The organism is Pseudomonas syringae (assembly GCF_023278085.1).
In the GTDB taxonomy this organism is placed as follows: Bacteria; Pseudomonadota; Gammaproteobacteria; order Pseudomonadales; family Pseudomonadaceae; genus Aquipseudomonas; species Aquipseudomonas syringae_Q.
In genome coordinates, this window is the sequence record NZ_CP066265.1 from 3,530,582 (window position 1) to 3,546,107 (window position 15,526).

15 protein-coding genes are annotated in these 15,526 nt (G+C 59.1%); all 15 read right to left on the reverse strand.

Going from position 1 to position 15,526, the window contains the following annotated elements; all coding sequences use genetic code 11:
• Window positions 1-17 precede the first annotated feature (17 nt).
• The 15 genes from I9H07_RS15610 to I9H07_RS15680 all read right to left on the reverse strand — a co-directional run bounded on the left by I9H07_RS15610 (window position 18) and on the right by I9H07_RS15680 (window position 15,333).
• Complete coding sequence (locus I9H07_RS15610; protein WP_236423253.1) at window positions 18-1,067, reverse strand: YCF48-related protein; 1,050 nt, start codon at window positions 1,065-1,067, stop codon at window positions 18-20.
• Window positions 1,068-1,311: 244 nt separating this feature from the next.
• The gene (locus tag I9H07_RS15615; RefSeq protein WP_248957184.1) at window positions 1,312-2,667 is read right to left on the reverse strand and encodes a DUF1329 domain-containing protein; all 1,356 of its coding nucleotides are present in this window, start codon (window positions 2,665-2,667) and stop codon (window positions 1,312-1,314) included.
• A 564-nt stretch (window positions 2,668-3,231) separates the two neighbouring features.
• The gene (locus I9H07_RS15620) at window positions 3,232-4,389 is read right to left on the reverse strand and encodes a glutathionylspermidine synthase family protein (protein WP_024675015.1); all 1,158 of its coding nucleotides are present in this window, start codon (window positions 4,387-4,389) and stop codon (window positions 3,232-3,234) included.
• A gap of 11 nt (window positions 4,390-4,400) precedes the next feature.
• Window positions 4,401-5,144 (reverse strand): DUF1190 domain-containing protein, encoded by a 744-nt coding sequence (locus I9H07_RS15625; RefSeq protein WP_236423255.1) that lies wholly within the window; start codon window positions 5,142-5,144, stop codon window positions 4,401-4,403.
• 27 nt (window positions 5,145-5,171) lie between these two features.
• Window positions 5,172-5,597, reverse strand: a complete 426-nt coding sequence (locus I9H07_RS15630) for a DUF350 domain-containing protein (protein WP_024644801.1) — start codon at window positions 5,595-5,597, stop codon at window positions 5,172-5,174.
• Between the two features lie 13 nt (window positions 5,598-5,610).
• Window positions 5,611-6,276: a DUF2491 family protein gene (locus I9H07_RS15635; RefSeq protein ID WP_024675017.1), complete on the reverse strand. Its 666-nt coding sequence runs from the start codon at window positions 6,274-6,276 to the stop codon at window positions 5,611-5,613.
• Between the two features lie 77 nt (window positions 6,277-6,353).
• Window positions 6,354-6,908, reverse strand: coding sequence for a rhomboid family intramembrane serine protease (locus tag I9H07_RS15640; protein WP_058392443.1), 555 nt, complete (start codon window positions 6,906-6,908; stop codon window positions 6,354-6,356).
• A gap of 30 nt (window positions 6,909-6,938) precedes the next feature.
• On the reverse strand, window positions 6,939-7,646 hold the full coding sequence (locus tag I9H07_RS15645; protein WP_236423256.1) for a PspA/IM30 family protein: 708 nt from the start codon (window positions 7,644-7,646) through the stop codon (window positions 6,939-6,941).
• A 26-nt stretch (window positions 7,647-7,672) separates the two neighbouring features.
• Entirely contained in the window at window positions 7,673-8,323 is a 651-nt protein-coding gene (locus I9H07_RS15650; protein ID WP_024675020.1) for a YjfI family protein, read from the reverse strand.
• Between the two features lie 481 nt (window positions 8,324-8,804).
• Complete coding sequence (gene pepN / locus I9H07_RS15655; protein ID WP_236423257.1) at window positions 8,805-11,471, reverse strand: aminopeptidase N; 2,667 nt, start codon at window positions 11,469-11,471, stop codon at window positions 8,805-8,807.
• A 12-nt stretch (window positions 11,472-11,483) separates the two neighbouring features.
• Window positions 11,484-12,317, reverse strand: coding sequence for a DUF2797 domain-containing protein (locus tag I9H07_RS15660; protein ID WP_024644796.1), 834 nt, complete (start codon window positions 12,315-12,317; stop codon window positions 11,484-11,486).
• Entirely contained in the window at window positions 12,314-12,574 is a 261-nt protein-coding gene (locus I9H07_RS15665; protein WP_003368468.1) for a YeaC family protein, read from the reverse strand. The genes I9H07_RS15660 and I9H07_RS15665 overlap by 4 nt, the downstream gene beginning before the upstream one ends.
• A gap of 28 nt (window positions 12,575-12,602) precedes the next feature.
• Window positions 12,603-13,475, reverse strand: coding sequence for a rhomboid family intramembrane serine protease (locus tag I9H07_RS15670; RefSeq protein WP_025390336.1), 873 nt, complete (start codon window positions 13,473-13,475; stop codon window positions 12,603-12,605).
• Window positions 13,472-14,443: a metallophosphoesterase gene (locus I9H07_RS15675; RefSeq protein WP_058392441.1), complete on the reverse strand. Its 972-nt coding sequence runs from the start codon at window positions 14,441-14,443 to the stop codon at window positions 13,472-13,474. Before I9H07_RS15675 ends, I9H07_RS15670 begins: the two co-directional genes overlap by 4 nt.
• Entirely contained in the window at window positions 14,443-15,333 is an 891-nt protein-coding gene (locus tag I9H07_RS15680; protein WP_003382947.1) for an NAD(+) kinase, read from the reverse strand. The genes I9H07_RS15675 and I9H07_RS15680 overlap by 1 nt, the downstream gene beginning before the upstream one ends.
• Window positions 15,334-15,526 lie beyond the last annotated feature (193 nt).

Consider the following 15,526-nt stretch of genomic DNA (forward strand, 5'->3'; position numbering starts at 1 on the left):
CGCCCTGAAAGGTCTTATTATTGTTGGGTCGTTTCCGCGCCCGTCGGCGAGGTCACGCGCACGCCACCTTGCCCTACCAGAATCAGGTTGCCTTGCTGATTGGCAGTAACACCCGCCAACGAGATGCGGTCGGGACGATTGAACACCTCGAAGGTTTCGCCGTCATTGGTGCTGCGCATCACGCTGCCGCCATTGCCGACCAGCACCAGCGAGCCATCGGCCATCAGCGTGGCGCTGGCCAGACCGAATTCCAGCGGTCCGCGTGCGCCTTTGAGTTCTATCGGCTGCCAACTGTCGCCGAAGTCGCTGGAACGAAACAGGTTGCCGCGCAAACCATAGGCCAGCAATGTCGAAGGCTGCGCCGTACCCGTCACGCCAAACAGCGAGCCCTGATAGGGGCCGTCAAGCTTCTCCCAGGTTTGCCCGTCGTCGCTGGAGCGAAACATGCTGCCCGCCTCACCGACGATGAACAGGCCTGCGTCCTTTACCTGCGCAATGCCGTTCAGGTGGTATTGGTCCTCGTTGTCCAGCCGGTCGCTGACATCCTCCCAATGCTGACCACCATCGTGAGTGCCGAGCAGCGCACCGTAGGCACCGATGGCGAAGCCGTTGTCGAGGTCCTTGAACCAGACATCCAGCAGCGGTGCTTCGCGCTTCAGGTCTTCGAACTGCTTGCTCCAGCTCTTGCCGCCATCGCTGCTGGCCAGAATCTGTGCATCGTGGCCCACTGCCCAGCCGTGCTGCTCGTCCACGAAAAACACGGCGGTCAATAACTGCCGGGTCGGCACACGGGCCTGAAGCCAGGTTTTGCCCTGATCGTCGGAATAGAGAATGTGTCCGTGATCACCTGCCACCACCAGCCGGGCACCGGCATGAGCGACATCCAGCAGCAGACCCCGAGCGGCCTTTGCCGATTCAATGGCGTAACCGGACGTATCGGCGACGCTCGCCGCCACAGGTGCCGGATCAGACGCCATCGCCACCCCGGCAGCGAGCGGGCAGCCCATCAGAATCGTCAGGGACAGGCCCGCGCATAACCGGGCGCGCCACTGGAAAGGCTCATGCATGACGTTCTCCCCTTTCTTTATTGTTATCGGGTGCCGATTCAACCCGTCTGTATCGACCAGGACGCCCGCAACTCCTCTGGCCCTGCCTTTCTGGAAGCACGGCCATCCTAGGCAGCTTTGCAAATGCCTGACAATCGACATGTCGTTATCTTTTGTTAAGCACGCGGGCGTGATTGATGAGTCATCAGCGGGCCTGATACGAAAACTGACCTGACAGATCCCCCGGCCTGTCGATGACAGCGTTTCAGCGCATGCTTTGACGGCGCAATGCAGCGGGTTCGAACGCGTTGACGCCAGGCACAGGCTGGCCGAAATCACTGGTGTGCGGCTCCTGATTGTCCAGGTTCTGAACGTGATAACGGCGGGCCTGCAAGTCGTGGAAGACATCCAGCGCCGACCAGATGGCCGGCAGCTCATAGTAGTTCTTCAGGTAGGCCATGGAGCCCCGCCACAACTGGCCGCGCCCGTCATATTGATCGACGATTGCCGCCTGCCAGCTGTCCTCATCCAGGTACAGCGTGCGCCGCGAGTACACATGCCGCGAAGAAAGCTTGAGCGTACCCTCGACCACCCAGACCCGGTGCAGCTCATGCCGGGTGTAGACCGGGTTGAGGTGGCCCGCCTGCAGCAATTGCCGATAACTGATATCAGGGCTGGAAATCCGATAGTTGTTGTAGGGAATATAAACCTCGCGCTTGCCCAGCAACTTCCAGTCGTAGCGATCTGGCGAGCCATTGAACATGTCGGTGTCGTCTGCCGTGCGCAAGCCATCGGCAGCAGGCACCGGCAGGTCGTAAGCCAGGCTCGGCGCGCGGCGCACGCGGCGTTGTCCAGCACTATAAGCCCAGGCCAGGCGCGGCTCCTGCACCTGATCGAGCGTTTCATGTATCAACACGGCAGAGCCGGACAATTGCGCCGGGCTGTGAGAAAACGACAGGTAATAGAACAGCACATTGTCCAGACTGGCAAAACTTCCGCGGGGATCATAAAAGCGAAACAGCACTTCTTGCTGAGCGGTGACCAGGCTGTAACTTCCGTTGCGTTGCACGACCCCCTCGGACGCGCGTCTTACCACGTAATGCCCACGATACCGGGCAATGTGATTCCAGATGGCCTGAATGCCTTTTTTCGGAACGGGAAACGGAATGCCACCATACGCGTCGACAAATCCGTTACCACCACTGATCAGCCGTGCTGTCCCGGCATTTCGTCGGGTGTTGTCATAGACCCACTGCGGCGCTGATGCGGAGCGATGGGGCGGGTAGATCGGCATCTGATAGGTAGCGGGATAGGTTTCAAACATCGCCACCTGCCCCGGCGTCAAATGCTCACGGTGCTGGTCCAGATTGGCGCGGGTGATGGTGAATAACGGCTCGTCGCCGGCATAAGGATCGACATGGCGGCTACCGGAGCCTTTATATCCCTGCGGCGGCTCCGTGATTCCGCCGTTCCAGGCCGGTATGGTTCCGGATGCATTGCCCGCCCTCTCGCCCCCCAGCGGAGTCAATGGACCTTCGGGCAGCATAACGTCAGCACCCTGGCTGGTGTTGATCGCGAGCATTAACGACAACGCGATCCCCATCAGTTGTTTCATGAGCATGTTGCTCTCCTTGCATGCGTGGCACGGAACGACGGTCTGACGCCCCGGCCAATAGTGTTCCCGTTGTAAACGGCGTTTTTATTATCGAGATAATGCGCAGGGCGATTGTCAGTCTGTTGAAACGCCAGAATAAAATATTCAGCGCACATGTATTCCCCTACGAGCCCTGTTGGATCGCAGGAATAAACTGTAAGACAGTGGAATCCAGACGTGTAGGAAACTATCCCGTATAGATCATCACATTAAAACCGCTTAAGCACGGGCCAAACCAAAGCGCCCCGTATTTGCCCGACACAGCCTACAGCGGCGATTACAGTGCAACGCAAATGCCAACACAAGGAAACAAACAGATTAAGGCCGTTATCAAGCACACTCTTCAGCACGCGTCATGACAAACGGTTATTCAAACTGGTTTATCCACACTACCGGCCATAAAACCTGTTCGATTGTCAGGCATGGACTTAATGACAAACCTATAAAATACCGAAATAAAAACTGGCAGTAACAGCGGAGGTGTTACTGGCAAACTGCAAGTAACACCTTATAGGCAGGCAATGGGGTGGCTCAGTCGATGACGACGTGCGGCAGGAACCGGCTGGTGTCTTTGGTGATCAGGCTATCGTCTTCGCGGATACCGATCCCGGATGCCAGATCGCCGATGACCCAGGAGCCGATCAGCGTGTAGCTGTCACCGAATTTCGGGAGCGGCGAGTACGCCTGAAGAATATACGGCGCATCGGTGTAAGGCCCGTCGACGGCAATGACCTGGTCGCCGGGCGTGCGCATCTCGATGTTGGCGCCCTCGCGGGAAAAGTACGGTTTGCGCACCCACCCTTTGGGCACGGGTCTGGTAACGTCTCGATCGATGTGCGAAGGCAGCAGGTTCGGATGCCCTTCGTTGAACTGCCACAACAACGGCAATATGCCCTTGTTGCTGAGAATCGCCTTCCAGGCAGGCTCAACGAACTGGGTGCCACTGGCGGGCACATGCTTGCCGAATTCCTCGTGAAAGATGTGTTCCCACGCATGCAGCTTGAACAGGCGTTCGATCCAGCGCCCTTGCAGGTCGACAAACCGCCCTTCGGCATCCAGCCCGATGTCTTCGATGTCGATATGCCTGGCATCGATGCCCACGTGGGCAGCCATGCGCCGCAGGAAGTCGGTTGTGCCGCGGTCCTCGACGGAACCGGACATGGCCGAAAAATAGAACGGGCTCTGCCCTGGAAACTCGGCGAACGCCCGAACCAGATCCTCGGCAATCGAATTGAACTGGGTGGCATGTGCAGGCAAAACCTCGCGCGCCATCTGCTCTTCGAGCCAGAGCAGTTGAAACGCCCCGGCTTCCATCAGGCTGGTCGGTGTGTCGGCATTGATCTCGTACATCTTTGCCGGACCCGTACCGTCATAGGCAAAATCAAAGCGTGCGTAAAGATGCGGATGCCCCTGCTTCCAGGACGCCTGAATCACATCGAAAAACGCTTCCGGAATCGCCAGCTGGTGCAACAACTCTTCGCTGTCCACCACTCGCGCCACGGCATCCATGCACATCTGGTGCAGCGCCTGGGTCGGCGCTTCAAGGTCCCGGGTAATCTGCTGTTCGGTGAACAGGTAATACCCGCGCTCATCCCAGTAGCGCTCGCCATCGATCGTGTGGAAGTTGAAACCCTCGCGCTCGGCAGTCGTGCGCCAGTCCGGACGTTCTTCGATGCTGATCTTCTTCATGGACCGCTCCGTCAGCCTCCGAAACTGCTGCTGCCGCTGCTCTTGCCACCCCAGCCGCTGCGGGCCGAGGCCTGGCTGCCGAACCCACCACGCGAAATGGTCGATGACACCGACGAGGAGCCAGAACCCGAGCTGCCCAGATTGCGCCCCAGCGTGCTCTTGCCATAGCTGCGGTCCGGGCTGGATTGCGCCTGGGTCGAACGGCCAAACGTCTTGCCACGGTCGATCTGGCTGGGCAACGACGAGCTGTAATAACCGCCGCGATCATCACGCGTCTGGTAAATGGGCTGCGAGTAATAGCGGTTGTTGCCGAAACCGTTGCTGAGCAGATTGCCGATCAGCAGGCCAGCCATCAGCCCGGTGGTGCCGCTCATGCCTGCCGGAGCGGACTGGGCAACTTCCTGATTGGCCTTGTCCAGCGCGTCTTTGGGCACACGTCCGGAGAAGCCCAGCTCGAAGCCGCCCAGCTTGGGCATGTACTTGCCGTCAGAGGTGACCTGGCAATAATCCGGCACGAAGTCCGCGTCACAGGACGCCTTGTCATCGTAGGTCGGCGCTATGCGGCGATGATCCGAAAGCGCCTGCATGTAGGCATCCGAACAGACATTCACCGGCACCTTGGCATCGACGCATTCCTGCACCGAACTGAAGTTGGCCTTGGCGTTGAACGTGTCCTTGTCTTCAGACGGACCACACGCGGCGAGGGCCAGGGGAAGCGTACTGGCGAGCACCAGTTTTACTGAACTACGTCTCATCGTGAGTCTCCTTGTTCAAGGCTGCCGTCAGACCGATGGGGTCATGCAGGCTGCGTTGAGAAGACCGACGCTGATGGCGACGCTGGCCGAGTAGATGGCTGCTGCCAGCTCGCCTTTGGCGATGCGCGCAGAAAGGCCCTTGAGCACCAGACTGGTGACGCCGAACGCCAGCAACTGGACCACGGCCGCAATCACCACCCAGACAATCACGTCCAGAATGCTGATGCTGTAACTGATGATGTTGCTGGCCGGCAACGCGAAGCCGATCAGCGAGCCACCCAGAGCCACCGCCGCAGCGCTGTTGTTCTCCCGGATCAGCGCGAATTCCTTGTGCGGCGTGATCCTGCTGTAGATGAACTGGAACAGGGCGAACAGAATCGCCGCCACCAGGATGTACATAACGAAGCCGAACACAGCGGTGGCATTGAGCGACATACGCAGCGCGTCGATCATGATGATTTCCTTGTCAAAGAACGTTGATATCAGTGGATTGCAGCGTAATGCCAACCGCCGTGGTGAGCGTGATGCTGCCCTCTTCGTCTTCTTCTACCGAAAAAAGCAGAAACTCGCGGCGGTTTATAAGGCCTGTGTCGCGGGCGTACAGCATGCTCAGGTGTTTGACCCGATAAGCAGCGTCGGGGCTGACGATGTCTTCATCCAGTGGCGTCAGTTCGGTCTGTCCCGGCGCAGTGCCCCACTGTCGTTCGAATACCTCGCCATCGTGTTCGTAGGTCGGCAGACCGATCTTCGACGACGGGCCGGTCAGGCGCAGCAACTCGTCCTTGCTGGTGATAGGCACGGCGCTGTAGTAGCCGAACAGGATGATGTCCTGGACGTCTTCCGGATTCGGACCATTGCTGACCACTTGCAGGAAATAGTCCTCGTTATCGAGGTAGAAACGGTGAAGGGTCATCGACTGACCAAGATCGACACGCCCCACCGCCCAGACTTTTTCATCTGCCGGGATCACCACTTCCGAATAGCCGTCGAGCAACAGTTTCAATGAACTGTCCAGGCACAGCATGCGGCCCGATGCCAGCCCTAACGGACTGGCTGTGCCAAGCGTATTTTCGCCATCACGACCTGATGCCTTGGGGGCTTCCAGACCCATGGCACGTTTGAACCAACTCATAGTGCATTTCCTTGAAGACGACTGGAGGCGATATAGGCCTTTTTAAGCGGCGTACATACACGGTTTGCCGGACTGGCTCACTTCGCTGCCAGCAATGCCCGGGAGTGCATCAGCCACGCCACACACATACCGGCAATCGCCCCGGCGATGTGTGATTCAAACGAAACACCCGCCGCCGGCACGAAGCCAAAAATCAACCCGCTGTAACCGGCCAGCACAATCAGCGCCAGCAACACGCTGGCGATGCTGCGCTGATACCACGCCCGCGCCAGCAGATAAGCCCACAGGCCGAAGATCAGGCCGCTTGCGCCGACATGAATATTGCTGCGGCCGAAGGTCCAGACCAACAGCCCGCCCAGCAGGCAAATCAGCCCGGCGACCCACGCATAACGCCTGACGCCCTCGGTGGCTACCAGCCAGCTCAGCACAATGAACGGCAACAGATTGCTGAGCAAGTGCTGAATCGAACCGTGCAGAAAAGGCGCAAACACAATGCCGCGCAACCCGGTCAGGTTGCGCGGAATAATACCGAAATGCACCAGACCATTGCCGGTGATCGAGTTGATTGCCTGCACCACAATCAGCACTGCCGACAAGGCGAGGATGACCTTGAGTCGTTTTGAAAACTCCATTGCCGACCCTCGCCAGGCTTCTCGCGATGCTTATTGGGCAGGCGTCTGATTCTTGGCTTTCAAACGTGCCAGCACGTCTTCCGCGCCGCCGCTTTTGGCACCGATTCCGGCGTCTTGCAGACGACGCTCAAGGTCGCTGCCGCTGGACTGGCTGGCCAGTTCTTCAGCCGCTTCCAGTTTGGCATCCTGTTCGTCCTGACGCTTCTTGAGGCGCGCCAGCGAACCGACGGCGGTTTCCACGGCACCGCTGGCGCCACCGGTAGCAGTGGCGGTCGCGACCCGCGCCCGTTGCACAGTCTCGCGGGCCTTGGCCATCTCGACCTGCTGCTTGAGGCTCTTGATGCGTGACTCGGCCTTGATCACCTGCTCCTGCAGCAGACCGACCTGCTTGTTGAACTGCTCGGCGAGTTCCTGCTCCTGATCACGCAGGGCTTCGATCTCGGCAATCTTGTTCGCACATTCCACCGCCAGGGCCTCTTCGCCCTTGTTCAGCGCCTGCATGGCGCGGCCTTCCCAGTTGGCAATGCTGGTGGCATGTTCTTCAAGACGCTGAGCCGACAGCTTGTGCTTGGCCTTGATGGTGATCAGCCCGTCACGCGCTTTGACCAGCGCGTTCTCGGCGTCGCGGATTTCCTGGTCCAGGATGCGGATGGCATTGGCGTCAGCAATCGACTCGCCCACTTCGGAAGCGCCACCACGAACGGCAGTCACCAGTTTTTTCCAGATACTCGTAGTCATGAATGTTCTCCGCCTGACAGCGCTGTTCAGTAGATGAAATGATCTTCAAAAGCGTCGGCCGCACGTATCACGTTATCCGCGAGGGTGAGGATTTCCTGCACGATCACGGTGAGCGACGAAGCGGCGCTCAGTGCGCCGAACAGGCAGTAGACTTCCTGATCGCCACCGAGCTTTTCGATGCCGACCGAGGACAGTGGAAACAGGTCACGACTGCGCAGCACAACGTCGTTGAATGCCTGCACGTTCTTGACCTTGTTGACTTCGATCAGGGTCGCGTCAGCCAGAATCTGCTCGCCTTCCACCGCAATGTAAATCGGCAGGTCGCCGTACTCGGCCATGGTCAGCCTGATGCCTGATGCATCGCCTTCGGTCACGTCGAGCTCGATTTTCCCGTTCGTCACCAGCTCCAGTTCGGACAGAGCCTTCTGCAGTGAGCTGATGGTCCAGTGGGTGTTCTCGGTCATGAAATCCTCCAATTTGATCCTCTTGCCCAGAAAGGGCTGTCTTAACGCTTTTTCAATGCCACGCAGGGCATCGACATTCTCGGGCCGAATCCAGAATTCCCGCTTGACCAGGCCGGCGTCCTTGAGTCGCAGACGCATTTCACGCATGTAATCGGTGGAGCTTTTAGTCGTCTTGGCCGGGACTGCTGCGTCACCCTGTTTTTTACGAGGCATCAGCGCTTCCCTCCTGCTGCTGGCCGTGAGTCAGATGAGCAACGTAGCAGATGCATTCAAGGATAGATACACATCACATGTGAGTTTTTTCGGCAGCGGATATCGTCATCTTGCTTCTGTCCGAAGGGCGTAGGAGCGAACTTGTTCGCGAAGACGGTAGCTCAGACAATGCATTTTCGGAGAACACCTGCTCTTTCGCGAACAAGTTCGCTCCTATGGCCTACGGCCAGAATCAAAAGCGGATTTGTGTATAACGATTAGCACTCCGCGTGGCAGCGCATTTCGTGACGCGGAGCGGCACCCAATGCATGCCAATGCGGAGCATTGGCACGATAGTCATTCACTATCTTCGCGAACGAGTTCGTTCCTACGCCCTCCGGGCATAATCAAAAGCATGATTGCGTGGCACGAACAAAAAAGCGCTGTCCGCATCAGCGGACAGCGCTTTTCTCACAAGTGCCTGTCAGGCGTTGGGCAACCCTCATTCAGCCAGACTTTTGCTCACCACTTCGTACACATCCGCTGACAGTTTGCCGGACGCGAGGATGCGTTCCAGCTCGGCTTTCATCAGCGCCTGACGGGCGCTGTCGTATTTGCGCCAGCGAGTCAGTGGCGCCAGTTGGCGAGAGGCGATTTGCGGGTTCAGGGCGTTCAGCTCGATCACCAGGTCTGCCAGGAAGCGGTAGCCGGAGCCGTCCGCCGCGTGGAAGTTGATCAGGTTTTGCCCGGCAAACGCACCGATCAGGGCGCGGACCTTGTTCGGGTTCTTGATGCTGAACGCAGGATGCTTCATCAATTCCTGCACGCGTTGCAGGCCGCCCGGCTGGGTGCTGGCCGCCTGAACACTGAACCACTGATCCATCACAAGCGCATTGGTCTTGAAGTTCTCGGCAAACACTGCCAGCGCCTTGTCACGCTCTTCGGCGAATGGCGAGTTGACCAGCACGGCCAGTGCGGTCAGGCGTTCGGTCATGTTGTCGCTGGTGTCGAATTGGTCGATGGTGGCCGCCAGCACCTGCGGCTTGCCGCTGAGCATCAGGTACGACAAGGCGATGTTCTGCAAGGCACGACGGGCGAAGTGCGCAGACTCGGCAACGTAAGGCGTGGCCTTGGACACTTCACGATTGGCCTGGTATCGGGCCAGCAGGCTGTCGAACAGCGCATCAGCCAGTTGCTTGCGCGCGAACTCACGAGCCGCGTGAATGGCATCGACGTCCGCCACTTCGCTGATTTCGGCCAGATAAGCCTCGCCCGGCAGCGACAGCATTTCTGCGACCATGGCCTGATCGAGTTGCTCATCCGCCAGCACAGTGCCCAGCGCAGTAATCAGACGCTGATCCATGACCAGTGGCTGACCTTGCTGATGCTGACCGATCAGTTCCTGCAACACCTGAACCGACAGTTGCTGACCCGCGTCCCAGCGATTGAAGCCGTCGCTGTCGTGCTGCATCAGGAACATCAGTTGATCGCGGTCATACGGGAAGCTCAGTCTGACCGGTGCAGAGAAGCCGCGCAGCAACGAAGGCAACGGCTTTTCAGCGATATCGACAAAGGTGAACGTCTGCTCGGCTTCGGTCACCGCCAGCACCCGCGTAGTGCCGCTTGCGGACGCTTCGTTTGCCAGACGCAAAGCAATCTCGCCGCCTTTGCTGTCCAGCAGACCCAGCTCGACCGGGATCACGAACGGCTGCTTTTGATCACCCGGCTGCCCCGGTGTGCTCGGGCAGCTTTGGCGGAAGGTCAGGCTGTAGGTTTTCGCAGCGGCGTCATACGACTCGCTGACCGCCAGACGCGGCGTACCCGCTTGGCTGTACCAGCGCTTGAATTGGGTCAGGTCAACGCCGTTGGCGTCTTCCATGGCCTTGATGAAATCGTCGCAGGTGACGGCCTGGCCGTCGTGGCGCTCGAAATACAGGTCGCTGCCTTTGCGGAAGCCTTGGGCACCCAGCAGGGTGTGGAGCATGCCGACCACTTCCGAACCCTTCTCGTACACGGTCAGGGTGTAGAAGTTGGAAATTTCGATAAAGCTGTCCGGGCGCACGGCGTGGGCCATCGGGCCAGCATCTTCGGCGAACTGGTGGGTACGCAGGTAAGCGACGTCCTGAATACGCTTGACCGTGGCCGAGTTCATGTCGGCCGAGAAACCGGCGTCGCGATAGACCGTGAAGCCTTCCTTGAGCGACAGCTGGAACCAGTCACGGCAGGTCACGCGGTTGCCCGACCAGTTGTGGAAGTATTCGTGGGCGACGATCGCTTCGACGCGCTGGTGCGCGGCGTCGGTAGCCGTTTCAGCACGGGCCAGCACGGCGCTGGAGTTGAAGATGTTGAGGCCCTTGTTCTCCATTGCGCCCATGTTGAAATCGTTGACTGCGACGATCATGAAGATGTCCAGGTCGTACTCGCGGCCGTAGGTTTCTTCGTCCCAGCGCATCGACTTTTTCAGACTGGTCATGGCGTGCTGGCACTTGTCGACGTTTTCCGGCTCGACGTAAATGCGCAGGGTCACTTCCCGCTGGCTCATGGTGGTAAAGGTGTCTTCGATGCACCACAAATCACCGGCCACCAGCGCAAACAGGTAGGCCGGTTTCATGAACGGGTCTTCCAAGGTCGCCCAGTGCCGACCGCCCTCTTCTTCGCCACTGGCCACGGGGTTGCCGTTGGACAGCAGAATCGGGAAGCTTTGCTTGTCGGCGCTGAGCGTGGTGGTGAACTTGCTCATCACGTCGGGGCGGTCGAGGTAATAGGTGATCTTGCGGAAGCCCTCGGCCTCGCACTGGGTGCAGAACATGCCGCTGGACTTGTACAGGCCTTCCAGTGCGGTATTGGTTTCAGGATGGATGCGCACGGTGCTGTCGACCGTGAAGCTTTCAGCCTGTGGATGCAGGGTCAGGTGATCTTCTGTCAGCTGGTAATCCGCCGCGCTCAGCTCGATGTCGCTCATTTTTACCGAGACCAGTTCCAGATGCTGGCCGTCCAGCACAAGCGGCGGCAGACCTGCGCCGCGCTCCGGGTTCCGGCGCATCACCAGTTGCGCGTGGACCAGCGAGTGATCGTCGAACAGCTCGAAGGTCAGGTTTGTCTCATCGATGAGGTACTCGGGAGCCTGATAATCCTTCAGATAAATCATTTTCGGTTGTTCGGTGCGCATGCTGGAATCCTTTTACTGATGCACGGCCAGTTGATAGGCCGTGTACTTGCGAATATTGATCACGCCAGTGTCGAAAATCAGGTATTGGCCCTTGATCCCCAGCAGCGTGCCCTCGGCAATCGGGTTCTTGTCCAGATTGAAGCTGACAATCTTGGTCGGGTACGCCTCGACCGGGTAACGAAACTCGACAGGCTCGGCCTCATGTAGCAGTTGGATGGCCTGCAGACCGAATCGTTCTTGCAATCCGAGCAGCCCCGCACCGCAACTGTCGAACAGCTCCTGGCGAATGGCCTTAAGATCGACGGGCTGCGCGTCACCCTTGAGCAAGGCACGCCAATTGGTGCGGTCAGCGACCTGACTGCGCAGCAGGTCTTCAACAAAACCCGACTGCTGGCGGGTCGCCACGCGAATGATCGGCAGTGCCTGACTGGCGCCCTGGTCCAGCCAGCGGGTCGGCAATTGCGTGGCACGGGTGATACCGACTTTCACGCCTGACGAGTTGGCCAGATAGACAATGTGATCGGTCATGCAGAATTGCTCGCCCCACGCCGGATCGCGGCAGGTGCCCTGATCGTGATGACATCTTTCCGGGCTCATGATGCACAGATCACACTGCGCCAGTTTGAGCATGCACGGGTAGCAATAACCCTGGCTGTAGCTGGACTTGGTCTTGCGCCCGCAATGGCTGCAATGAATAGCGCCGAGAAATTCCAGACGCAGCGTCTTGCCGATCAGCGGGTTGACCGCAATTTCGGTGTCGCCCAGGCGAAAAGCGTATTGCACGAACGACGCGTCATCCTGACGCGCCAACATTTTGTTGACTGCTCCGCGACCAAGTTCGATCAATGAATAGCATCCGATTTGAACAGGATATTAGGCACCGGCGCGGACTTGGAGGCGCATTCCTGCGGCCCCATGTAGCCGGTGCGCTGGTCTTCCGGCAGGTTCTGCGCTTCCCAGGCGATCAGCGCCTGCAACGACAGTTCACGCTGTTCCTGAGTCAGCTTGCGACCGTCGGACCATTTGCCGATCTCCACAGCCAGCTTCAGGCTTTCGTAGATATCCGGGGTGATGTTTTCGATCATTTCTATAAAAGACGACATGGCGCACTCCAGAAAATAGCGGGGAATTCTAGGCTCTACGGCGCGCAAGCGCACCACCCAGCAAGCCGGTGATACAGCCGATGACCAGCCCGCCGACATGCGCGCCGTTGGCGATTTCGCCGAAGCCCAGCATGCTCACCAGACCAGACAGGCACAGCGCCAGCCAGATCAGCATCATGATCAGCACGCCACGCGGCAGACGGTAAACCGGGTTGGGCGCCAGCATCTGGAAGATCCAGCAATGGCCGAGCAACCCGTACAGTACGCCAGACAGTCCGCCGAACAGGCTGGGGCCGCTGAACAGGTATTGCACGTAGTTGGAAACCGCCGAAAACAGCAGTGTGAGCAACAGCAACGTCAGGCTGCCCTGGCGAATTTCGATACGTCGGCCCAGCTCCCAGAACCACATGCCGTTCATGGCCAGGTGCAGGATGCCGAAATGTATGAGCATCGGCGAAATGATGCGCCACCATTGCCCGGACGCAAGAGTTTCAGACAACGGCAAAAACGTCGCGTACTCGCCATTGATCCGGAAATCCTGAAAGGTCAGCCAGCGAATGGCTTCCAGGTTGTCACCCAGCAGCGTCAGGCCGGCTACCAGCAAAGTGACCAGCAACACCAGCGCCGTCACCGGGCTGCTGCGCAATTGCTCGATCAGGCCCGGTGGTGTGTACTTTGGTGCCTGGCTGGCATCCGCCAGTTGAACGTTCTCGTCACCGTCCGGAAAGCGCGCATACAGCTCACGTACGTCATCGGCCAGCCGCCCGGTATCCGGCACCCACAGCACCTGCTCACCGACTTCTTCGCTGACCCGATGAGGGATCTGCAAGCGCTGCAACAGGCGGACAAACCCGCTCAGATCGGTGGTCAGCGGCAAACGCAGAACGGCAACGGGACTCATTGTGAAACCTCGGGACGCTGAACATCGACCCAGACGAATTTATCCGGATCGACCTGTGTTTCCTGATCCAGCCGATAGGCGACCAGTTTGCCGTAGAGCACGGCGCTGTAATCCAGGCAGGCCAGATTCGGGCGGATGGGTGCCGGCAGGCCACTGCGCCAGTAGTGACCGACAAACAGCAGCGGCTCGTTGATGCCATAGCGCAGCAGTGCATTCTTTTCGGACGTGGACAACGGCGTCTTGGCCACGCCCTCGGGCAATGCGTCGGGCTGGAACACCACGTCGCCGTAGGTCTGCGGGTCATCTTCCCAGAACTTGGTACGGAAGAACTCGCGCGTCAGGCCGTCGCCGCCGGTCAGCGTCAGGCCGTGCGGCAAGCGCATGTCGGTGCCGCGCAGCAGACGGTTGAACACATTGCTGGCGAAACTGCCGGGCGTTGCCGAGGCCTGAACAAAGGCTTTGTCGATGCAACCGTTGCTGTAAAGGCTGCGCAACGGGTCGATCAGGGTCGCATCCCAGCAGGCATGCACCACCCGGAAACGCCCGGCATCCATGTACAACGGCAATTCATAGAACCAGTTGACGAACTCGCGCCACTCATCCGGGTAACGCTCGAACTGCGCCAGCGTCTCGCCGATCAACCGGGCATGACGCGGCGTGTGTTCGCGCACGAACTCATGGCCGCTTTCAGGCAAGGCCGGGGTGACCCAACCAAGCGCGTTGAACTCATGGTTACCCATCAGGCACAGGGCCTGACCGGCCTGAACCATATCGCGGACAATATGCAGCGACTCGCGGATAAACGGGCCACGGTCGATAATGTCACCGAGAAAAATCACGACGCGCTCAGGGTGGCGCCACACGCCAGCCTGCAAACGGTAACCGAGAAGCTCCAGCAAGTGCTCGAGGGTATGGGCACACCCGTGCACGTCACCGATCAGATCGTAGCCACGCGCCGGATCGAGCATTAATCGCCCCCGCCGCCGAGCCTGCTGCCCCAGCCGAGCTTGGTGCGGCAGACTTCGTAATAGTTGTGATCCAGCGGATGAATCAGGCGCAGTTTCTGCGGCTTCTTACTGACCGTAATGGTGTCGCCCGGCGCGCAGGTGAAGTGATTCTGCCCGTCACAGGACACCTGCGGATAAATGGTCATGTCCTTTGACACCACGATTTTCAGCTCACTGTTGCCGTCCACCACGATGGGCCGACCGGACAGCGTGTGCGGGTACATCGGCACGATGACAATAGCGTCGAGCTTGGGGTGCATGATCGGCCCGCCCGCAGACAGCGCATAAGCCGTCGAGCCGGTCGGTGTGGCCACGATCAGGCCGTCGGCCTTCTGGCTGCACACGAACTGGCCATCGATGTAGATTTCGAACTCGATCATCCGCGTCGACTTGCCGGGGTGCAGCACCACGTCATTGAGCGCATCGCCCTGGCCGATGGCCTCACCATGGCGACGTACCTCGGCTTGCAGCAGAAAGCGGTTCTCGACCAGATAATGTCCGTCGAGCACTTCAGCGCACTTGACCTCCAGTTCGTCGGGACGAATGTCGGTCAGAAACCCCAGGCTGCCACGGTTGATGCCCAGCACCGGTACGTTATGCCTGGCCAGCGCACGCGCCGCGCCCAACAGGCTGCCGTCGCCACCGACCACGATGACCATGTCACAGACTTCACCGAGCATCTTGCGCGACGAGGTCTGCAAGCCGTGACCCGGCAGCACTTCGGCAATCGTCTCTTCGAGAATGACGTGCAGATGCCGATCCAGCAGGAATCTCTTGAGTCGGCGAACGGTGTCGAGCACCTGCACACTGCCCAGGCGGCCGATGATGCCGATATTGCGAAATTGCTCCATGGGGCTCCTGCTGCGGTTCGAGACGACTTAAAAGGCGATTATGGGCGAAACGGCCCGCCAGCAGCAAACCGGCAAGCCATGTTCAAGCGAAAGGCGCTTATGGCCAGGCTTTTCAATCAGCCGATTGATCCTGAATAAATGAGCAGATTCCTTCAAAAACCCCGGAATCGCCTTACATACCCAGCAGAAGATA